This is a genomic window from Enterobacter sp. RHBSTW-00318 (assembly GCF_014101375.1).
Lineage (GTDB): Bacteria > Pseudomonadota > Gammaproteobacteria > Enterobacterales > Enterobacteriaceae > Enterobacter > Enterobacter ludwigii.
This window is the reverse complement of record NZ_JABXQH010000001.1, coordinates 2,418,509-2,439,076: the sequence shown is the minus strand read 5'-3', so window position 1 is coordinate 2,439,076 and position 20,568 is coordinate 2,418,509. Positions and strand designations below refer to the sequence as shown.

Genomic DNA, 20,568 nt, shown 5'->3' with positions numbered 1-20,568 from the left:
GGATGCGTAAGTCAGTTATTGCGATCATCATCATCGTATTGGTCGTGCTTTATACCTCTATCTTTGTGGTGAAAGAGGGCGAGCGTGGAATTACCCTGCGTTTTGGTAAAGTTCTGCGCGACAGCGAGAACAAGCCGCTGGTGTTTGAGCCGGGCCTGCACTTTAAAATGCCACTGATTGAATCGGTGAAAACGCTCGACGCCCGTATCCAGACCATGGATAACCAGGCCGACCGTTTCGTGACCAAAGAGAAGAAAGACCTGATCGTTGATTCCTACATCAAATGGCGTATCAGTGATTTCAGCCGCTACTACCTGGCAACGGGCGGTGGCGACGTTTCTCAGGCGGAAGTGCTGTTGAAACGTAAGTTCTCTGACCGTCTGCGCTCTGAGATTGGTCGTCTGGATGTGAAAGACATCGTCACCGACTCCCGTGGTCGTCTGACGCTGGAAGTGCGTGATGCGCTGAACTCCGGCTCTGCAGGAACCGAAGACGAAGTCACCACCCCGGCAGCGGATGATGCCATTGCCAAAGCGGCAGAACGCGTTCAGGCTGAAACCAACGGCAAAGTGCCGGTGATCAACCCGAACAGTATGGCTGCTCTGGGTATCGAAGTGGTCGATGTCCGTATCAAGCAGATCAACCTGCCAGCGGAAGTGTCCGAGGCGATTTACAACCGTATGCGCGCCGAGCGTGAAGCGGTAGCACGTCGTCATCGTTCACAAGGTCAGGAAGAGGCGGAGAAACTGCGTGCGGCAGCGGATTACGAAGTGACCAAGACGCTGGCAGAATCTGAGCGTCAGGGCCGTATTCTGCGCGGTGAAGGGGATGCCGAAGCGGCAAAACTGTTTGCCGATGCCTTCAGCCAGGATCCCGACTTCTACGCCTTTATCCGTAGCCTGCGTGCTTACGAGAACAGCTTCCAGAGCAACCAGGATGTGATGGTGCTCAGCCCGGACAGCGATTTCTTCCGTTACATGAAGACGCCGGCTAACGCAACGCGATAAACTCAGGCCAGTTTGAGTATTCAAACCACCGCTCTCAACGGAGCGGTGGTTTTCTTTTATAAGGATTAAAAATGAATTCAACCATTTGGCTTGCGCTGGCCCTGGTTCTGGTGCTGGAAGGTCTTGGACCGATGCTTTATCCGCGTGCATGGCGTCGGATGATAGCCTCTCTGAGCCAGTTGCCGGATAATATTTTGCGTCGATTTGGGGGCGGACTTGTGGTTGCCGGCATCGTTATCTACTACATGTTGAGGAAAACGATTGGCTGATCAAAAAGTAATCTGGTTTGGCGTATTTTGAGGTCAAAAAGTGCTGTATATCTGAAAAAGCGATGGTAGAATCCATTTTTAAGCAAACGGTGATTTTGAAAAAAATGGGTAACAACGTCGTCGTACTGGGCACCCAATGGGGTGACGAAGGTAAAGGGAAGATTGTTGATCTTCTGACTGAACGGGCTAAATATGTTGTACGCTACCAGGGCGGTCACAACGCAGGCCATACTCTCGTAATCAACGGTGAAAAAACCGTCCTCCATCTTATTCCATCAGGCATTCTTCGCGAAAACGTCACCAGCATCATCGGTAACGGCGTTGTGCTGTCTCCGGCTGCTCTGATGAAAGAGATGAAAGGTCTGGAAGACCGTGGTATCCCCGTTCGCGAGCGTCTGCTGCTCTCCGAAGCCTGCCCGCTGATCCTTGATTATCACGTGGCGCTGGACGTAGCGCGTGAAAAAGCGCGTGGCGCGAAAGCGATCGGCACGACCGGTCGTGGTATCGGCCCGGCTTATGAAGACAAAGTTGCTCGTCGCGGTCTGCGCGTGGGCGATCTGTTTGATAAAGAGACGTTCGCTGAAAAACTGAAAGAAGTGATGGAATATCACAACTTCCAGCTGGTGAACTTCTATAAAGCTGACGCTGTTGACTACCAGAAAGTGCTGGATGACGTCATGGCGATTGCTGACATTCTGACCGGTATGGTTGTTGATGTGTCCGATCTGCTGGACCAGGCGCGCAAGCGTGGCGATTTCGTCATGTTCGAAGGTGCGCAGGGTACACTGCTGGACATCGACCACGGTACCTATCCGTACGTTACCTCCTCTAACACCACCGCAGGTGGCGTTGCGACCGGTTCTGGTCTGGGTCCACGTTATGTGGATTACGTTCTGGGCATCATCAAAGCTTACTCCACTCGCGTGGGTGCGGGTCCATTCCCTACTGAGCTGTTTGATGAAACCGGCGAGTTCCTGTGCAAGCAGGGTAACGAGTTTGGCGCGACCACCGGTCGTCGTCGTCGTACCGGCTGGCTGGACGTGGTAGCCGTGCGTCGCGCAGTACAGATTAACTCCCTGTCTGGCTTCTGCCTGACCAAACTGGACGTGCTGGACGGTCTGAAAGAGGTGAAACTCTGCGTAGGCTACCGTATGCCTGATGGTCGCGAAGTGACCACCACTCCGCTGGCTGCGGATGACTGGAAAGGCATCGAGCCAATCTACGAAACCATGCCAGGCTGGTCTGAAACGACGTTCGGTGTGAAAGAGCGTAGCGGTCTGCCGCAGGCAGCACTGAATTACATCAAGCGTATTGAAGAACTGACCGAAGTGCCGATCGACATTATCTCTACCGGCCCTGATCGTACTGAAACGATGATCCTGCGCGACCCGTTCGACGCATAATCTTCGTGACTGCTGGCCTGCGGGACAACCCGCAGGCTGGATACGCGTCGCGCCATCCGGCGAACGCTCCTCGATCTCCGCTTTTTCGCCCCGTCTGTCAAATAAATTAGCCGCTTACTATCTGGCTGGTTTATCATCATTAATGAATATCTGTGCGGTTTATCCGCGTTTTCCCTTTTTCCTGAGGTTGATGTGCAGTTAACAAGTTTCACCGATTACGGCTTACGCGCGCTGATTTACATGGCGTCGTTACCCGATGGGAAAATGACCAGTATCTCTGAGGTTACAGAGGTATACGGTGTGTCCCGTAATCATATGGTCAAAATAATCAATCAACTTAGTCGTGCCGGATACGTTGCTGCCGTCCGCGGGAAGAATGGTGGGATCCGTCTCGGTAAACCGGCGCAGAGTATTCGTGTTGGGGATGTGGTACGTGAACTGGAGCCGTTGTCTCTGGTGAACTGCAGCAGCGCGTTCTGCCACATTACGCCCGCTTGTCGCCTTAAACAGGCACTTTCTCTGGCCGTGCAAAGTTTTCTCAAGGAACTGGATAACTACACGCTGGCCGATTTGGTTGAAGAGAATCAACCACTTTATAAATTATTGCTGGTGGAATGAAGAAAATTTCCACCGGAGCTGACAACGGAGGAACCGATATGTCACATGATCCTTTCCAGGAACGCGAAGCCGAAAAATACGCGAATCCTATCCCCAGCCGCGAGTTCATCATTGAACACTTAACAAAACGCGAAAAACCCGCCAATCGTGAAGAACTTGCCGTTGAATTAAACATTGAAGGTGAAGAGCAAATTGAAGCCCTTCGCCGCCGCCTGCGCGCGATGGAGCGCGACGGGCAACTGGTCTTTACCCGCCGTCAGTGCTATGCGCTTCCCGAACGTCTTGACCTGCTGAAAGGCACCGTCATCGGCCACCGTGATGGCTATGGCTTCCTGCGCGTAGAAGGCCGTAAAGACGATCTTTATCTTTCCTCTGAGCAGATGAAGATGTGCATTCACGGTGACCAGATCCTGGCGCAGCCGCTGGGCGCGGACCGTAAAGGTCGCCGCGAAGCGCGCGTGGTGCGTGTCCTGGTCCCTAAAACCAGCCAGATTGTTGGCCGCTACTTTACCGACGCTGGCGTGGGCTTTGTGGTGCCGGACGACAGCCGCCTGAGCTTCGATATCCTGATCCCGCCTGAAGAGGTGATGGGCGCCCGTATGGGCTTTGTGGTGGTGGTTGAACTCACCCAGCGTCCTACCCGCCGCACCAAGGCGGTCGGGAAAATCGTCGAAGTGTTAGGCGATAACATGGGCACCGGCATGGCCGTTGATATGGCGCTGCGTACTCATGAAATTCCTTACGTCTGGCCGAAAGCGGTTGAAGAGCAGGTTGTCGGCCTGAAAGAAGACGTGCCGGAAGAGTCCAAGGTGGGCCGCGTGGATCTGCGCGATCTGCCGCTGGTGACTATTGATGGTGAAGATGCCCGCGACTTCGATGATGCCGTTTATTGCGAGAAAAAACGCGGCGGCGGCTGGCGTCTGTGGGTTGCCATCGCTGACGTAAGCTATTACGTGCGCCCGCATACTCCGCTGGATAACGAAGCGCGCAGCCGTGGAACGTCGGTCTACTTCCCGTCGCAGGTAATCCCGATGCTGCCGGAAGTCTTGTCTAACGGCCTGTGCTCCCTGAACCCGCAGGTTGACCGCCTGTGCATGGTCTGCGAGATGACCATCTCCACCAAAGGGCGCTTAACGGGTTATAAATTCTACGAAGCGGTAATGAGCTCCCATGCGCGCCTGACCTACACCAAGGTCTGGCATATGCTGCAGGGCGATCAGGATCTGCGTGAGCAGTATGCGCCGCTGGTGAAACACATCGAAGAGCTGCATAACCTCTACAAAACGCTGGATCAGGCGCGTGAAGAGCGCGGCGGGATCTCGTTTGAGAGCGAAGAGGCGAAGTTCATCTTTAACGCTGAACGCCGCATAGAACGTATTGAGCAGACCCAGCGTAACGATGCCCATAAGCTGATTGAAGAGTGTATGATTCTGGCAAACATCTCGGCGGCACGTTTCGTTGAGAAAGCCAAAGAACCTGCGCTGTTCCGTATTCACGATAAACCGTCGACCGAAGCCATCACTGCGTTCCGCTCCGTGCTGGCTGAACTGGGTCTGGAACTGCCTGGCGGTAACAAGCCAGAGCCGCGTGATTACGCTGAATTGCTGGAGTCGATTGGCGATCGCCCGGATGCAGAAATGCTGCAGACCATGCTGCTGCGTTCCATGAAGCAGGCGATTTACGATCCGGAAAACCGCGGTCACTTCGGTCTGGCGCTGCAGTCTTACGCCCACTTTACCTCGCCGATCCGTCGTTATCCGGACCTTTCCCTGCACCGCGCGATCAAGTATCTGCTGGCGCAGGAGCAGGGTCATAAAGGTAATACGACCGAAACCGGTGGCTACCATTATTCAATGGAAGAGATGCTGCAACTCGGTCAGCACTGTTCCATGGCCGAACGTCGTGCAGATGAAGCGACGCGCGACGTGGCAGACTGGCTGAAGTGTGACTTTATGCTGGACCAGGTGGGTAACGTCTTTAAAGGCGTGATTGCCAGCGTCACCGGCTTTGGTTTCTTCGTCCGTCTGGATGAACTGTTTATCGACGGTCTGGTGCATGTCTCCAGCCTGGATAACGACTATTACCGTTTCGACCAGGTCGGGCAGCGCCTGATTGGTGAATCTGGCGGCCAGACCTATCGTCTTGGCGATCGCGTGGAAGTGAAGGTCGAAGCCGTTAATATGGACGACCGTAAAATCGACTTTAGCCTGATCTCCAGCGAGCGTGCCCCGCGTAATGTGGGTAAAACGGCGCGTGAAAAGACGAAAAAAGGGGGCAACGGCAACAGCGGTGGCAAACGTCGTCAGGCGGGTAAGAAGGTAAACTTCGAGCCAGACAGCGCGTTCCGTGGTGAGAAGAAACAGAAGCCGAAGGCCGCGAAGAAAGATGCCCGGAAGGCGAAAAAGCCGTCCACCAAAACGCAGAAAATTGCGGCTGCCACCAGGGCAAAGCGCGCAGCGAAGAAACAGCAGGCGGAGTAATTCTCCCCCTCAACCTGACCCTCTCTCCTGCGGAGAGAGGGAAAAGAAAAGACAGAACGAGAACCATCAATGAGTGAAATGATTTACGGCATCCACGCGGTGCAGGCCCTGCTGGAGCGCGCACCGGAGCGTTTTCAGGAAGTGTTTATTCTGAAAGGGCGTGAAGACAAACGTCTGATGCCGCTGATCCACGCCCTGGAAGCACAAGGTGTCGTGATCCAGCTGGCGAACCGCCAGTTCCTGGATGAGAAAAGTGAAGGTGCCGTTCACCAGGGCATTATTGCCCGCGTTAAGCCAGGTCGTCAGTATCAGGAAAACGATCTGCCGGATCTTATCGCCGGGCTGGAAAATCCATTCTTCCTGATCCTTGACGGCGTGACCGACCCGCACAACCTTGGCGCATGTCTGCGAAGCGCAGATGCGGCAGGTGTTCATGCGGTTATCGTGCCGAGGGATCGCTCTGCACAGCTTAACGCGACGGCGAAGAAAGTGGCCTGTGGCGCAGCGGAAAACGTACCGCTGATCCGCGTCACCAACCTGGCGCGCACCATGCGTATGCTGCAGGAAGAGAATATCTGGATCGTCGGTACCGCGGGTGAAGCGGATCATACTCTGTATCAGAGCAAGATGACCGGCCGTCTGGCCCTGGTGATGGGTGCTGAGGGCGAAGGTATGCGCCGTCTGACCCGTGAGCATTGCGATGAGCTGATCAGCATTCCAATGGCGGGCAGCGTGTCGTCTCTGAACGTCTCCGTGGCAACAGGTATCTGCCTGTTTGAAGCGGTACGTCAGCGCGGGGAATAAACAGCAAGGCCGTCCTGAGGACGGCCTTTCGTATTTTCTGTGGGAGAGTCACCAGACGGTGAAAAACTCACTCCTCCAGTGACCGCAAATGGTCATCCTTCCTGAGCGTCATTAGCGCGAAGATACTCACTACCGCCGTCGCCATGACGTAATAAGCCGGAATATCCAGGTTGCCCGTCTCTTTAATCAGCCCGGTAATAATCAGCCCCGCACAGCCCGAGAAAAGGGCGTTCGACAGGGAATAAGCCAGCCCAAGCCCGGTATACCGTACGCGCGTCGGGAACATCTCTGAGAGCATCGCCGGCCCGGGACCTGCCAGCATCCCCACCAGACCACCCGCAATCAGCACCACCAGCGCTTTGATGGCCAGCGTGCTGGACTCCGCCTGTAAAACCTTCAGCAGCGGCAGGGCAAGGAGCAGCAGCAACGTGGTGGCGACGATCATCACCGTGCGGCGTCCGATTTTGTCGCTCAGGATCCCGGACGGAATAATCGTCAGCGCAAAACCGATATTCGAAATCACCGCAATCAACAGCGCCTGGTTAAACCCGGTATGCAGCGCCGACTGCAGATAGGTGGGCATTATCACCAGATAGGTATAACCCGCCGCTGACCAGACCATCACCCGGCCAATGCCCATCACAATGGCGTTGAGCGTGGCGACGGTATCAGCCTGAGCGGCAACCGGCTTTTCCTGCTGTTGCACAAAGCTTGGCGTCTCTTCCATACTCACCCGCAGCCACAGCGCCACCACGCCCATCGGTAATGCCAGGAAGAACGGGATGCGCCAGCCCCAGTCATGCAGGGCTTCCGGTGTCAGAAGGGTGGAGAGCAGTGCGACAATGCCAGCGCCTGCTAACAGGCCCAGCGCGACGGTAAATGACTGCCATGCACCGTAGAGGCCCCGCTTGCCGCGTGGGGCAAACTCGGTCATCAGCGAGACGGCGCCACCATACTCACCACCGGCGAACAACCCCTGCAGGATGCGCAGCAGCGTGATAATCAGCGGGGCGGCAATACCGATGCTGGCATAGACCGGCACAATACCGATTGCGGCGGTGGCCAGCGTCATCAGCACTAGTACAATAATCAGCGTCGGTTTTCGGCCTATCCGGTCACCTATTCTGCCAAACACCACCGCGCCCAGCGGGCGGAAGAAGAAGGCGATGGCAAAGGAAGCGTAGGTAAGGATCAGGCTGGTTAGCCCCGCGTCCCCCTCAAGCTGGAAGAAGTTCTTCGCAATTACGGTCGCCAGAAAACCATAGACCGCAAACTCATACCACTCGATAAAGTTACCAATGGAGCCTGCAATTAATGCACGCTTGTGCGCGTCCGGTTGCATAACGTTCCTCACTGAAAGGGGGTAAGAATAAATTATTCAACAAAAGCGAATGCGCGAAATAGTTTATTCTTATGTTCTGTGAGCTATTTCACGAATGATATCAGCGGGATCGTCATCGTGTGACCTCACTCCCATGCAGCGTGCACGTGGCCTGTCCATACTTATCTTCATTGCCACTGAAGGAGGGAGACAGCATGCACTGGCAGACCCATACCGTTTTTAATCAACCTGCACCGCTCTCAAACAGCAACCTTTTCCTCTCTGATTGCGCTCTGCGTGACGCGGTTGTTCGCGAAGGCGCCGAGTGGGATATCGAGCTTCTTGCCAGCATCGGCCAGCAGTTAGGAACCGCGGAATCGCTGGAGCTGGGCAGGCTGGCGAACGTTAATCCGCCGGAGTTATTACGCTATGACGCCACCGGGGAGCGACTGGATGATGTTCGCTTTCATCCCGCATGGCACCTCTTAATGCAGGGGCTTTGCGCGAACCGTGTCCATAACCTGGCGTGGGAAGAGGAGGCGCGCAAAGGCGCGTTTGTCGCCAGAGCTGCACGTTTTGTCCTGCACGCTCAGGTAGAAGCAGGCACGCTTTGCCCTGTCACCATGACCTTTGCTGCTACACCGCTGCTGCAACAGGCGCTGCCCGAGCCGTTCCGTGACTGGATCACGCCGTTAATGAGCGATCGTTACGATCCTCATCTTGCCCCAGGGGCGCAAAAGCGTGGCCTGCTGATTGGCATGGGGATGACAGAAAAACAGGGCGGCTCGGACGTACTCAGCAATACCACCAAAGCGGAAAAGTGCAATGACGGCAGCTACCGGCTTATCGGGCATAAATGGTTTTTCTCTGTGCCGCAAAGCGATGCGCATCTGGTGCTGGCCCAGGCGAAAGGGGGGCTGTCCTGCTTTTTTGTTCCACGCTTTTTGCCTGACGGGCAACGCAATGCCGTACGTCTGGAGCGGCTGAAAGAGAAGCTCGGCAACCGCTCTAACGCCAGCAGCGAAGCGGAATTCCTGGATGCGTCCGGCTGGCTGCTGGGGGAGGAAGGAGAAGGGGTACGCCAGATCCTCCGAATGGGCGGCCTGACGCGGTTTGACTGCGCGCTGGGCAGCCATGGGCTGATGCGTCGGGCTTTATCCGTGGCGCTTTACCATGCGCATCAACGCCAGACGTTTGGTAAAAACCTTATCGACCAGCCGCTCATGCGCGATGTGCTGAGCCGCATGGCGCTGATGCTGGAGGGCCAGACGGCACTGTTGTTTCGTCTGGCCCGGGCGTGGGACAGGCGTGCCGATCCTCAGGAGGCCGCCTGGGCGCGCCTTTTCACCCCCGCGGCGAAATACAGCGTCTGCAAAGCGGGTATCCCGTTTGTGGCGGAAGCCATGGAAGTGCTCGGCGGCACAGGCTACTGCGAGGAGAGTGAGCTTCCCCGTTTGTACCGTGAGATGCCCGTGAACAGCATCTGGGAAGGGTCCGGCAATATTATGTGCCTGGACGTTCTGCGTGTACTGACGAAGCAATCCGGCATTCTCGACCTGCTTGTGGATGATTTTGCCCAGGTAAAAGGGCAGGACAGGCACTTCGATCGCAGCTGGCGTCAGCTTCAGCAAAAACTGCGAAAACCGCAGGAGGCGCAGGGGCGGGAGATCACGCAACAGCTTTTCCTGCTGGGGGCCGGAAGTCAGATGCTGCGGCACGCATCGCCACCCGTGGCGCAGGCGTGGTGCCGCATGATGCTTGATACCCGCGGCGGTACGCTGATGAGCGAGCAGGTGCAAAATGACCTGCTGTTGCGTGCCACGGGCAGGGTTGGCTAACTCTTTAGCTGGAACAGGCTCACCAGTTGGGTGAGGTGTGAGCCTTTCTCACGCAGCGTGTGTGCGGTTTGTTCGCTACGTAAGACGCGGTCGGCGTTGATGTGCGACGCTTCGCCAATGTGGGTCATGGCCAGATTAACCTGGCCTATTCCCGCGGATTGCTCGCGGGACGCATGGTTAATCTCCGTGACCAGCTTGTTGATGTTATCGATGTGCACGATGATGGAATCCATCGCCAGACGCGTTTGTTCAGACAGCGCATGGCCTTCGCTGACTTTTCTGAGCGTATCACCGATGAGCTGTTCAATCTCCTTCACCGCGTTGGCGCTGCGTCCTGCCAGCGCGCGCACCTCCTGCGCCACCACCGCAAAACCTTTTCCGTGCTCGCCTGCGCGGGCTGCTTCAACCGCTGCGTTAAGCGCCAGAATGTTGGTCTGAAAAGCGATGGATTCAATCACGCGCGTGATGTCTTCGATTCGCTTTGATGCTTCGCGAATATCATCCATGGTAGCGACAGCGTGGGTGACCGTCTCACCGCCCTGGTGTACCGCGCGCGACGTTTCGCCTACCAGCTGCTGCGTTTGTTCCATGTTGGCGGCATTTTGCTGCACGGTCGCGGCCAGTTGCTCCATGCTGGCAGACGTCTCTTCTACACTGCTGGCCTGCTTGTTAATCTGTCCGGAGATTTCTTCGCTATCGGATGCCAGCGCGTTGGTGCCCATATGGATCTCCGCTGCGGCCTCGCGCACCTGTAGAACAATTTTCTGCAGTCCCCCTCCAATACCGTTAATGGCATCGATGAGCTGACCGACCTCATCCTGGCGGGTCACGGGCAGGCTGGAGCGCAGATCGCCTGCGGCATACTGTTGGGCCAGGTGGATCACATTGCGCAATGGGCGCGTCAGTATGCGACGTATAATGACCACAAACAGACCCGCGAAGAGCACTGACAGCACCACCCCTGCCAGCAGGAAGCGGTCGCGCATGGCGGTCACGCTTGAGAGCAGTACCGATTTATCCACTTCGCCGACAATGGCCCAGTTCCAGCCTGGCAGCGGCGTATACGCCATGGTCAGCGTGCGGCCATCGGCACTGACGCGCTCCAGCGTGCCGGATTTATCACTCAACAGCTGTTGCTGGATAGCGCTATCCCACTCCGGTACTTTTCCCTCCGCGCTGGTGTGGAACAGATACTGCCCGCGCGTTTTGCCGTGGCTGCGGTCCAGAACAAAGAAGTGACCGCTCTCGCCCAGTCGACGGTTGAGGATTTTCTCGCGCATGACGTTCCAGGAGTGAGTGATGTCCACACCAACAAAGATGATTGCAATGACCTGGCCGTCCGCGTTTTTAACCGGCTGGTATTGGGTGATGTAGCGCTTGCCGAACAGCAGCGCCAGACCGCGATAAACCTCGCCCCGGGTGACGGCGGCAAAGGCCGGGCTGGTGGTATCCAGAACGGTGCCCATTGCCCGCTCGCCGTTCTCTTTACGCAGCGATGTGGCGACGCGCACAAAGTCGTTACCGCTACGCACAAACAGGGTCGAGATTGCCCCTGTCCGGCTCAGAAAATCGTCTGAAAGGGAATTGTTTTCATGTAGCCCGGTTTCCCCTCCTTTCAGGAGCGGAACGTTAATCCCGTTAATCGTCTGGGTTTGCGTGTTATCAACGCTCAGTGGCTGGGGCAAAAAGGTGGTAAACAGCCGGGTATAACTCTCGACCTCTTCACTCAGGCTGGTGTTAAACATCTGCACCATATCGACCATGCCGGTGGACTGATTATGCAGGTCTTCTATCGCGAGGGCTTCAAGCTGCTGGCTGGCTTTTTGGCTGAGCAGAAAAGTGAAAAACAGAAACAGGATGGCGACACTGGCACCGGTAAGCAGCGACAGCTTTGCACCCAGACCTGCACGACGGAAAAAGTTGATCATAAATTGCTCATCATTGAAAAGGTATGGCTTTTCAACGGCAGAGCAGAGATAACGTTTACTGGTTTAGTGTAACAAAATGTTATTTAATTGTTTTTAATTGGTTTGCTAAAAGATAAAAAATTTGCAAAAACGAAAAGCCACTAAAAGTAAGTGGCTTTTATCGGAGGGGGATTACGCGTAGAGAATGGCCTGTACCCGCCAGTGATCGATGTACTGATCTTCCTGCATCTGGATAATGCGATACCATGAAGCACCCTGCTCATCGGCCTTTAATGCAACGACACGTTCAACGTCCTGCGGGCTCCCCGAAATATTATTCACGGAGATCTGGCCAATTTCATTCAGGCCAGTCACACAATCAGCACTGGCAAATTCAGCTGACTGCGCGGTTGTGCTCACAAGACCTGCTGAGAGCAACAGTGTGGTCAAAGCAAGAGTTCGTTTCATCGTCAGCTCCATTTCACATGTCTCCGGTATCCGCCGGGCAATCCTTCGCGAATAAACTCACTTCCATTGTTGCGGGCATGGAGTTTATTGTGGACAGGAAAGTGTCTATGGACGCAAAGCAGTGTAAATGTCGTTCAAATGAAGACGATCATTGACGATACAGAATGGCCTGTGAGTACCACTGTCCCGTAATGATGGTTTCGTCGATCATAATGATGACGTAATAATCTGCTTTGGCGGCGACGGCTTGTGCCTTTATTGCTTCTTCCGCGTCATCCGGGGAGCCGCGAACCAGCGCAGAGACGGTACCCATACGCTGTAATCCTTCCGTCTGATTACGACGGATTTCCTGCGGGTGATCGGCGACCGGGGGAGCGGGTTGTGGCGTTCCCTGCAGCGCGCTACAGCCACTGAGCAGTAACATCAGCAATAAAGCAGCAAACCTGCGCATAACCATATCTCGTTTCCTGATAGCCATAGTGTAGTTGTCTGTGAATTTAGTTTTGGGGGAATGTTCCCGAAGTGTTAGCTGGGGCGTAATTTTCGAATGAAAATAGCGTGAAATCGTAACCCAGTTCTCAACATTATGAATCATTCATCATTACAGGGTCGACAATGATTGAAATTGAAATACGCCATCTGGGTGATCGTGAAATATTACACGCAACACCCGCCGGAAAACGTGAGGAACCACTGCCTGTTATAGTGTTTTATCATGGATTTACCTCATCGAAGCTGGTCTACAGCTATTTTGCGGTGGCACTCGCGCAGGCCGGTTTTCGTGTGGTCATGCCGGATGCACCCGATCACGGCGCACGTTTTACCGGCAACGAACAGGCGCGGCTTGGGCAGTTCTGGCACATTTTGCACGGTAGCCTGACCGAGTTTGCCGGGCTGCGCGATGCGCTTTACCAGGCAGGGCTGGTGGCTGATAATCGGCTGGCCGTGGCTGGGGCATCGATGGGCGGGATGGCGGCGCTGGGGATCATGACGCACCATCCAGAAGTGAAGTCAGTGGCTTGTCTGATGGGCTCGGGCTACTTCACCTCACTGGCGAAGACGCTTTTTCCACCTCAGGCACTCACGGAGGTTGAGGCGGCGCTTGCAGGGTGGGAGGTTACCCGGGCGTTACCGCGTCTGGCCGATCGTCCTTTGCTGTTGTGGCATGGTGATGCGGACGATGTGGTCCCACCCGGAGAAACGTTCCGGCTTCAGCAGGCGCTGCAGCACGACGGGCTGGATGGCAACCTGACCTGCCTGTGGGAAGCGGGCGTTCGCCACCGCATTACGCCAACGGCGCTGGACGCTACGGTGGACTTCTTCCGCCAGCACCTTTAAACGCACAGGACGTTGACACCCTGATCTTTCAGTTTCTGGAGGATCTCAGGGTTGGCACCTTTGCCGGTGATCACCATGTCTATCTGTTCAGCACGGCTGAACAGCATTCCTGCGCGTTCGCCCACTTTGCTGCTGTCGACCAGCACAACGAGCTTGCCCACCACGTTAAGCATGTTTTGTTCTGCCATGGCGGTTAACATATCGGTTTTGTAGAGGCCATCTGCGGTCAGGCCTTTGCCACTGGTAAACATCCAGTGTCCGGCATAAAGACTGTTTTCGCTGTCCTGCGGGCTGAGCGTAATGGACTGGCTCTTGTTGTACTGGCCGCCCATGATCACCACGCTCTCATGCTCCTGATCGATAAGATAGTTGGCGAGCGGCAAGTAGTTCGTGATGATTTGTACCGGCTTTCCGCACATCTCCCGACCTAACAGAAACGCCGTCGAGCCGCAGTTGATCACCACGCTCTCGCCGGGGTTCACCAGCTGGGATGCCGCTCTGGCAATACGGACTTTTTCATCATGATTTTGCGCCTGATGAATGTTCATCGGCGTCCAGCGTGGACGCTGCTGGCTAATCGCTTCCGCACCGTTGCGGACTTTTTTCAGCTTACCGCTTTCATCCAGCTTATTAATATCCCGCCGCGCTGTTGCCGGGGAAATCCCTAAACGTTCGATCACTTTCTCAACGGTGACAAACCCTGTTTGCGCCAGGAGTTCCAGTAATATTTGATGCCGTTGCGCTTCCGTCATGAGCTATTCCGATAAGAATTGATTTTAAAAGATGATATTTGAAATAGCGTGAAATTACTAAAAGAAATATGAAACCGCCAGACACTCGGGTCTGGCGATGGGCATTAATAATCAGAGGAATGACTTGAACGGCAGGTCTGGCTCAAGAGTAAAGCAATCATCAAAGCCACGTGGGTAGTGATACTCGAGATTGTCTTTATCCAGCGGCCAGGTGAACTTGCCTCCTACCTGCCAGATGAACGGCTTAAAGCCATACTTCAGGCGGTCTTTTTTCATTTCCCACAGTACGCGTATCTCCTGCGGGTCGGCCTGGAAGTTTGACCAGATATCGTGGTGGAAAGGGATCACTACTTTGGTGTTCAGCGCTTCCGCCATGCGCAGCATATCGGCGCTGGTCATTTTGTCTGTAATGCCGCGTGGGTTCTCCCCGTATGAGCCGAGCGCCACATCAATCTGATGCTCATTGCCGTGCTTTGCATAGTAGTTTGAGTAGTGAGAGTCACCGCTGTGGTACAGGGAACCGCCGGGCGTTTTAAACAGGTAGTTCACCGCACGTTCGTCCATACCGTCTGGCAGTACGCCTGCGGCTTTCTGATCGGCCGGAAGGGTAATCAGTGCAGTGCGGTCAAAGGCATCCAGCGCGTGGATCTCAACGTCTTTAATTTTGACCACATCGCCCGGTTTCATGACGATGCAGCGCTCTTTCGGTACGCCCCAGCCGATCCATAAATCCACGCAGGTTTGCGGCCCGATGAACGGTACGTCATCGGCACAGTTTTGCATGACCGCTGCCGCCACGTTGACATCAATATGATCGTTATGATCGTGCGTAGAGAGAACGGCATCGATCTGGCGAATGGCGAACGGATCAAGAACAAACGGTGTGGTACGCAGGTTTGGCTGAAGTTTTTCCACGCCCGCCATGCGTTGCATCTGATGGCCTTTTTTCATCAGCGGGTTACCGTGACTCTGTTTGCCGGTGCCGCACCAGAAATCGACACAAATATTCGCGCCACCTTCTGATTTCAGCCAGATCCCCGTGCACCCCAGCCACCACATTGCAAAGGTACCAGGAGCAACCTGTTCCTGCTCAATCTCTTCATTCAGCCAGCTACCCCATTCCGGGAAAGTGCTCAGAATCCATGATTCACGGGTAATGGTGTTCACTTTACTCATCGTTTTGACTCCTGGTTTAATCAAAAGTAATCAATTGGTGATTTGTTGTGATTAATGCTGGCACCATTTCACGCGCATTGCAACGATCAAAATGTGTAATTTTATCTGCCTGACGTCACGGACGCTCTTCTCGCTTCTTGTTATCTTTTACCGTATTAATCATTAATTGCATGAATTATATGGAAATAATTCTATGTGGCATGCCGAAGTGAAAATCATTACTAACACCAGGGAAATAATTTGCGTGATGCGTCACAAATAATCAGATTTAATCTTGTGATGATTATTTGTGATTAATAGAGTGTTGTCACCAACCGCACAGGGATTGCCCCTCGTGTTCTCATTTCTGGAGAGAGTTATGGAGATCCTCTACAACGTCTTTACCGTGTTCTTTAATCAGGTAATGACTAATGCCCCGCTGTTGTTGGGCATCGTGACGTGCCTTGGCTATATCCTGCTGCGTAAAAGCGTCAGCGTTATTATTAAAGGCACCATTAAAACCATCATCGGTTTCATGCTGTTGCAGGCGGGTTCAGGCATTTTGACCGGCACCTTCAAGCCGGTAGTGGCCAAAATGTCGGAAGTCTATGGCATCAACGGCGCCATCTCTGACACCTACGCCTCGATGATGGCCACCATCGATCGCATGGGCGATGCCTACAGCTGGGTAGGGTATGCGGTCCTGCTCGCGCTGGCGCTGAACATCATTTACGTTCTGTTGCGCCGCATTACCGGTATTCGCACCATCATGCTGACTGGCCATATCATGTTCCAGCAGGCAGGGCTGATTGCGGTTTCCTTCTTTATCTTTGGCTACCCAATGTGGACGACCATTATCTGCACCGCGGTGCTGGTCTCGCTCTACTGGGGTATCACCTCCAACATGATGTACAAGCCCACGCAGGACGTCACCGACGGTTGCGGCTTCTCCATCGGCCACCAGCAGCAGTTTGCCTCCTGGATTGCCTATAAAGTCGCGCCGTATCTGGGCAAAAAAGAAGAGAGCGTCGAAGATCTTAAACTGCCGGGCTGGCTGAATATTTTCCACGACAATATCGTTTCTACGGCGATTGTGATGACCCTCTTCTTCGGTGCCATTCTGCTCTCCTTTGGCATTGACGTCGTACAGGCGATGGCGGGTAAAACCCACTGGACTGTCTATATCCTGCAGACCGGTTTCTCCTTCGCGGTGGCGATTTTCATTATCACCCAGGGCGTGCGTATGTTCGTTGCCGAGCTGTCCGAAGCCTTCAACGGTATCTCTCAGCGTCTGATTCCAGGTGCGGTACTGGCGATTGACTGCGCGGCTATCTACAGCTTCGCGCCAAACGCGGTGGTCTGGGGCTTCATGTGGGGCACCATCGGCCAGCTGATTGCGGTGGGTATCCTGGTGGGTTGCGGCTCTTCCATTCTGATCATTCCTGGCTTTATCCCGATGTTCTTCTCCAACGCCACCATCGGCGTCTTTGCGAACCACTTTGGTGGCTGGCGCGCGGCGCTCAAGATCTGCCTGGTGATGGGGATGGTGGAAATCTTCGGGTGTGTGTGGGCAGTCAAGCTCACCGGTATGAGCGCCTGGATGGGCATGGCCGACGGGTCAATTCTGGCACCACCGATGATGCAGGGCTTCGCCTCCGTTGGCCTGATCTTTATGGCTGTCATCATCCTCATTGCCCTGGCTTATATGTTCTTCGCTGGTCGCTCTCTGCGGGCTGAAGAAGATGCAGAAAAACAAACAGCAGAAGTTTCTGCTCATTAAGGAGTTTCGATTATGACCGTACGTATCCTGGCTGTGTGTGGCAATGGGCAAGGGAGTTCCATGATCATGAAGATGAAAGTGGACCAGTTTTTAACCCAGTCAAACATCGACCACACGGTGAACAGCTGCGCAGTGGGCGAATACAAAAGTGAACTGAACGGCGCGGACATCATCATCGCCTCTACCCACATCGCCGGTGAGATCACCGTGACAGGCAACAAATATGTGGTAGGCGTGCGCAACATGCTGTCGCCAGCCGACTTTGGACCAAAGCTGCTGGAAGTGATCAACGCGCATTTCCCACAGGATGTGAAGTAAGGACGCAACATGAAACTACGTGATTCGCTGGCAGAGAATAGCTCCATCCTTTTACAGGCCGACGCCAGCACCTGGCAGGAAGCGGTGAAACTTAGCGTAGATCTGCTGGTAAAAGCCGATGTTGTCGAGCCGCGTTATTACCAGGCCATTCTGGATGGTGTTGCAGAGCACGGCCCTTACTTCGTGATTGCACCAGGGCTGGCGATGCCGCATGGCCGCCCGGAAGAGGGCGTTAAAAAAACCGGCTTTGCGCTGGTTACGCTGAAAACACCACTGGCCTTCAACCACGAAGATAACGACCCGGTCGACATCCTCATCACCATGGCGGCTGTTGATGCCAACACCCACCAGGAGGTGGGCATTATGCAGATCGTGAATCTGTTTGATGATGAGGCCAACTTCGACCGTTTACGCGCCTGCCGCACCGAGCAGGATGTGCTGGATTTAATTGATAACGCCACTGCGGCGGCAGTTTAAGAGGGAATTGAAAATGTCATTACCAATGTTGCAGGTCGCGCTGGATAACCAGACTCTGTCTCACGCTTACGAAACCACCCGCCTGATTGCGGAAGAAGTGGACATCATTGAAGTCGGTACCATTCTGTGCGTGGGCGAAGGCGTTCGCGCCGTCCGCGACCTGAAGGCGCTGTATCCGCATAAAATCGTGCTGGCGGATGCCAAGATTGCCGATGCGGGCAAAATTCTTTCCCGTATGTGTTTTGAAGCCAATGCCGACTGGGTCACCGTTATTTGCTGTGCGGATATCAACACGGCTAAAGGTGCGCTGGATGTGGCAAAAGAGTTCAACGGTGATGTGCAGATTGAGCTGACCGGGTTCTGGACCTGGGAGCAGGCGCAGGAGTGGCGTGACGCGGGCATTCAACAGGTGGTTTATCACCGCAGCCGTGATGCGCAGGCCGCTGGGGTAGCGTGGGGGGAAGCGGATATCAGCGCGATTAAGCGTCTGGCCGATATGGGCTTCAAAGTGACCGTGACCGGAGGCCTGGCGCTGGAAGATCTGCCGCTGTTCAAAGGTATCCCAATTCATGTCTTTATCGCAGGCCGTAGCATCCGTGATGCCGCCTCTCCGGTAGAAGCCGCGCGTCAGTTCAAACGCTCAATCGCTCAGCTTTGGGGCTAAGGAGCGGGTATGTTGTCTAAACAAGTCCCGCTCGGCATCTATGAAAAGGCACTCCCTGCGGGGGAGTGCTGGCTGGAGCGGCTGCAACTGGCGAAACAACTCGGTTTCGATTTTGTCGAAATGTCAGTGGATGAGACGGACGAACGCCTGTCTCGCCTGGACTGGAGCCGCGAACAGCGTCTGGCACTGGTAAGCGCCATCGCTGAAACGGGGGTACGTGTGCCTTCCCTGTGCCTCAGCGCCCATCGTCGTTTTCCGCTTGGCAGTGAAGATGATGCTGTGCGTGCTCAGGGGCTGGAGATCATGCGTAAAGCCATTCGCTTTGCCCAGGATGTCGGCATCCGTGTGATCCAGCTGGCGGGGTATGACGTTTACTATCAGGACGCCAACAATGAAACGCGCCGTCGTTTTCGTGACGGCCTGAAAGAGAGCGTCGACATGGCCAGCCGTGCTCAGGTGACGCTGGCGATGGAGATCATGGATTATCCGTTAATGAACTCCATCAGCAAGGCGCTGGGTTACGCGCACTACCTGAATAATCCGTGGTTCCAGCTCTACCCTGATATCGGCAATCTGTCAGCCTGGGATAACGACGTGCAGATGGAACTGCAGGCGGGTATTGGTCATATCGTGGCGGTTCATGTCAAAGATACCCGGCCTGGTGTATTCAAAAATGTTCCGTTCGGCACCGGGGTGGTGGATTTCGAACGGTGCTTCCAGACGCTCAAACAGACAGGGTATTGCGGGCCTTACCTGATTGAGATGTGGAGTGAAACGTCGGACGACCCGGCAGCCGAAGTGGCGAAGGCGCGGGACTGGGTCCGTGAACGTATGGCGCGGGCTGGGTTAGTGGAGGCTGAGCATGCATAAGCTTAAGCAGCAGGTCTTTGAGGCCAATATGGATCTACCTCGCTACGGTCTGGTGACGTTTACCTGGGGTAACGTCAGCGCTATTGACCGTGAGCAGGGGCGGGTCGTGATTAAGCCCAGCGGTGTGCCCTATGAATCCATGACCGCCGACGACATGGTGGTTGTGGATCTCCATGGCAACGTGGTTGACGGAAAGTGGCGTCCTTCTTCTGATACCGCCACCCATCTGGCACTGTATCAGCGTTATCCCTCCCTGGGCGGCGTTGTACATACACACTCGACCCATGCCACGGCCTGGGCGCAGGCAGGGCTGCCCATTCCGGCTCTTGGCACCACGCATGCAGACTACTTCTTTGGCGATATTCCCTGCACGCGGGCATTAACGCAGGCCGAAGTGGAAGGGGAGTATGAACTCAACACCGGTCGCGTCATTATCGACACGCTGGCTGAGCGTGAGCCGCTGCATACGCCGGGTATTGTGGTGTATCAGCACGGTCCATTCTCGTGGGGAAAAGACGCTCACGATGCCGTGCATAACGCGGTGGTGATGGAGGAAGTGGCGCGAATGGCGTGGATCGCCCGCGGCATCAATCCGCAGCTTCAGGGCATTGATGATTACCTTATGAATAAACATTTCATGCGTAAACATGGGCCCAACGCCTATTACGGGCAGAAGTGAATAAGTGCTCTGGAATACCGAAAAACAGTTGTAACCGGTGGTATTTCAGAGCCATTAGCAAAAAAAAAGCCCCCGGGCAGGGGGCAAGTTAAACTATGGCTATGTTCTCTTTGTTGGCTTTCCTGGTGCTAGCGTTAAAGCGTTATCGGTAGATATCTGCACTGGCGTGCATATTGCCGTTGCTGCCGGGCTCACGCATCAGTATGACGTGATAATATTGTGCACCCTGAGCATCGGTCTCTTGATTGAGTGCCTGATCTGCTTCACTTTCAGTGGCGAAATTATGATTGATGTAGATTACGCCTAAGCTTTGCACATCATCCATGTTTTGGGCCTGCCGGCCGTCTATCTTGATGGCTGCCATCGCGTTTGCACTGAGCAAAAGTGCAGCCATTACGGCAAATGCGATTTTTTTCATGA

At 54.7% G+C, this 20,568-nt stretch carries 21 protein-coding genes; 14 read left to right on the top strand and 7 right to left on the bottom strand.

The annotated features are described in order from the left end of the window. The first annotated feature begins 2 nt into the window (after window positions 1–2). The 6 genes from hflC to rlmB all read left to right on the top strand — a co-directional run bounded on the left by hflC (window position 3) and on the right by rlmB (window position 6,581). Window positions 3–1,007, top strand: a complete 1,005-nt coding sequence (gene hflC / locus HV157_RS12180) for a protease modulator HflC (protein WP_014168314.1) — start codon at window positions 3–5, stop codon at window positions 1,005–1,007. A gap of 71 nt (window positions 1,008–1,078) precedes the next feature. Continuing rightward, window positions 1,079–1,276: a DUF2065 domain-containing protein gene (locus tag HV157_RS12175; protein ID WP_014168315.1), complete on the top strand. Its 198-nt coding sequence runs from the start codon at window positions 1,079–1,081 to the stop codon at window positions 1,274–1,276. A gap of 104 nt (window positions 1,277–1,380) precedes the next feature. Beyond that, window positions 1,381–2,679, top strand: coding sequence for an adenylosuccinate synthase (locus HV157_RS12170; protein WP_025206256.1), 1,299 nt, complete (start codon window positions 1,381–1,383; stop codon window positions 2,677–2,679). Window positions 2,680–2,871: 192 nt separating this feature from the next. Beyond that, the gene (gene nsrR / locus HV157_RS12165; protein WP_014168317.1) at window positions 2,872–3,297 is read left to right on the top strand and encodes a nitric oxide-sensing transcriptional repressor NsrR; all 426 of its coding nucleotides are present in this window, start codon (window positions 2,872–2,874) and stop codon (window positions 3,295–3,297) included. A 38-nt stretch (window positions 3,298–3,335) separates the two neighbouring features. Continuing rightward, window positions 3,336–5,777, top strand: coding sequence for a ribonuclease R (rnr, locus tag HV157_RS12160; RefSeq protein WP_182268136.1), 2,442 nt, complete (start codon window positions 3,336–3,338; stop codon window positions 5,775–5,777). A gap of 69 nt (window positions 5,778–5,846) precedes the next feature. Next, complete coding sequence (gene rlmB, locus HV157_RS12155) at window positions 5,847–6,581, top strand: 23S rRNA (guanosine(2251)-2'-O)-methyltransferase RlmB (protein ID WP_014168319.1); 735 nt, start codon at window positions 5,847–5,849, stop codon at window positions 6,579–6,581. Window positions 6,582–6,648: 67 nt separating this feature from the next. Here the strand turns inward: rlmB and HV157_RS12150 are convergent, their stop codons facing one another. Continuing rightward, window positions 6,649–7,923: an MFS transporter gene (locus tag HV157_RS12150; RefSeq protein WP_047954945.1), complete on the bottom strand. Its 1,275-nt coding sequence runs from the start codon at window positions 7,921–7,923 to the stop codon at window positions 6,649–6,651. A 194-nt stretch (window positions 7,924–8,117) separates the two neighbouring features. On the opposite strand from HV157_RS12150, the gene HV157_RS12145 reads away from it, so the two are divergent. After that, entirely contained in the window at window positions 8,118–9,740 is a 1,623-nt protein-coding gene (locus tag HV157_RS12145) for an isovaleryl-CoA dehydrogenase (protein ID WP_032681874.1), read from the top strand. Here HV157_RS12145 and HV157_RS12140 read toward each other — a convergent pair. The 3 genes from HV157_RS12140 to bsmA all read right to left on the bottom strand — a co-directional run bounded on the left by HV157_RS12140 (window position 9,737) and on the right by bsmA (window position 12,593). Next, window positions 9,737–11,668 (bottom strand): methyl-accepting chemotaxis protein, encoded by a 1,932-nt coding sequence (locus HV157_RS12140; protein WP_182268137.1) that lies wholly within the window; start codon window positions 11,666–11,668, stop codon window positions 9,737–9,739. The two genes, HV157_RS12145 and HV157_RS12140, sit on opposite strands and share 4 nt — an antisense overlap. A 171-nt stretch (window positions 11,669–11,839) precedes the next feature. Next, complete coding sequence (yjfN, locus tag HV157_RS12135) at window positions 11,840–12,115, bottom strand: DUF1471 family protease activator YjfN (RefSeq protein WP_025206250.1); 276 nt, start codon at window positions 12,113–12,115, stop codon at window positions 11,840–11,842. A gap of 148 nt (window positions 12,116–12,263) precedes the next feature. Next, complete coding sequence (gene bsmA / locus HV157_RS12130; protein WP_025206249.1) at window positions 12,264–12,593, bottom strand: biofilm peroxide resistance protein BsmA; 330 nt, start codon at window positions 12,591–12,593, stop codon at window positions 12,264–12,266. Window positions 12,594–12,730: 137 nt separating this feature from the next. On the opposite strand from bsmA, the gene yjfP reads away from it, so the two are divergent. Next, the gene (yjfP, locus tag HV157_RS12125; protein WP_182268138.1) at window positions 12,731–13,453 is read left to right on the top strand and encodes an esterase; all 723 of its coding nucleotides are present in this window, start codon (window positions 12,731–12,733) and stop codon (window positions 13,451–13,453) included. Here the strand turns inward: yjfP and ulaR are convergent. Together ulaR and ulaG are read right to left on the bottom strand one after the other, a co-directional pair. Continuing rightward, window positions 13,450–14,205 carry an HTH-type transcriptional regulator UlaR gene (gene ulaR, locus HV157_RS12120; RefSeq protein ID WP_014168326.1) on the bottom strand — a complete coding sequence of 252 codons (756 nt, stop codon included), beginning with the start codon at window positions 14,203–14,205 and terminating at the stop codon, window positions 13,450–13,452. The two genes, yjfP and ulaR, sit on opposite strands and share 4 nt — an antisense overlap. 111 nt (window positions 14,206–14,316) lie before the next feature. Beyond that, on the bottom strand, window positions 14,317–15,381 hold the full coding sequence (ulaG, locus tag HV157_RS12115; protein WP_020882936.1) for an L-ascorbate 6-phosphate lactonase: 1,065 nt from the start codon (window positions 15,379–15,381) through the stop codon (window positions 14,317–14,319). A 358-nt stretch (window positions 15,382–15,739) separates the two neighbouring features. On the opposite strand from ulaG, the gene ulaA reads away from it, so the two are divergent. Genes ulaA through HV157_RS12085 form a run of 6 tightly spaced genes read left to right on the top strand, consistent with a single transcriptional unit; the run spans window position 15,740 to window position 20,148 of the window. Further along, window positions 15,740–17,140: a PTS ascorbate transporter subunit IIC gene (gene ulaA, locus HV157_RS12110; protein ID WP_182268139.1), complete on the top strand. Its 1,401-nt coding sequence runs from the start codon at window positions 15,740–15,742 to the stop codon at window positions 17,138–17,140. 12 nt (window positions 17,141–17,152) lie between these two features. Further along, window positions 17,153–17,458, top strand: coding sequence for a PTS ascorbate transporter subunit IIB (gene ulaB, locus HV157_RS12105; protein ID WP_014168329.1), 306 nt, complete (start codon window positions 17,153–17,155; stop codon window positions 17,456–17,458). 9 nt (window positions 17,459–17,467) lie between these two features. After that, a complete protein-coding gene (gene ulaC / locus HV157_RS12100) occupies window positions 17,468–17,935 on the top strand; it encodes a PTS ascorbate transporter subunit IIA (protein ID WP_014168330.1) in 468 nt (155 codons plus the stop codon). 13 nt (window positions 17,936–17,948) lie between these two features. Further along, window positions 17,949–18,599, top strand: coding sequence for a 3-keto-L-gulonate-6-phosphate decarboxylase UlaD (gene ulaD, locus HV157_RS12095; RefSeq protein ID WP_008502901.1), 651 nt, complete (start codon window positions 17,949–17,951; stop codon window positions 18,597–18,599). Window positions 18,600–18,608: 9 nt separating this feature from the next. Beyond that, window positions 18,609–19,469 (top strand): L-ribulose-5-phosphate 3-epimerase, encoded by an 861-nt coding sequence (locus HV157_RS12090; RefSeq protein ID WP_182268140.1) that lies wholly within the window; start codon window positions 18,609–18,611, stop codon window positions 19,467–19,469. Next, on the top strand, window positions 19,462–20,148 hold the full coding sequence (locus HV157_RS12085; RefSeq protein WP_032679424.1) for an L-ribulose-5-phosphate 4-epimerase: 687 nt from the start codon (window positions 19,462–19,464) through the stop codon (window positions 20,146–20,148). The genes HV157_RS12090 and HV157_RS12085 overlap by 8 nt, the downstream gene beginning before the upstream one ends. Before the next feature lie 142 nt (window positions 20,149–20,290). On the opposite strand, the gene yjfY is transcribed toward HV157_RS12085, so the two are convergent. Further along, on the bottom strand, window positions 20,291–20,566 hold the full coding sequence (yjfY, locus tag HV157_RS12080; RefSeq protein ID WP_025206244.1) for a DUF1471 family protein YjfY: 276 nt from the start codon (window positions 20,564–20,566) through the stop codon (window positions 20,291–20,293). Window positions 20,567–20,568: the final 2 nt, after the last annotated feature.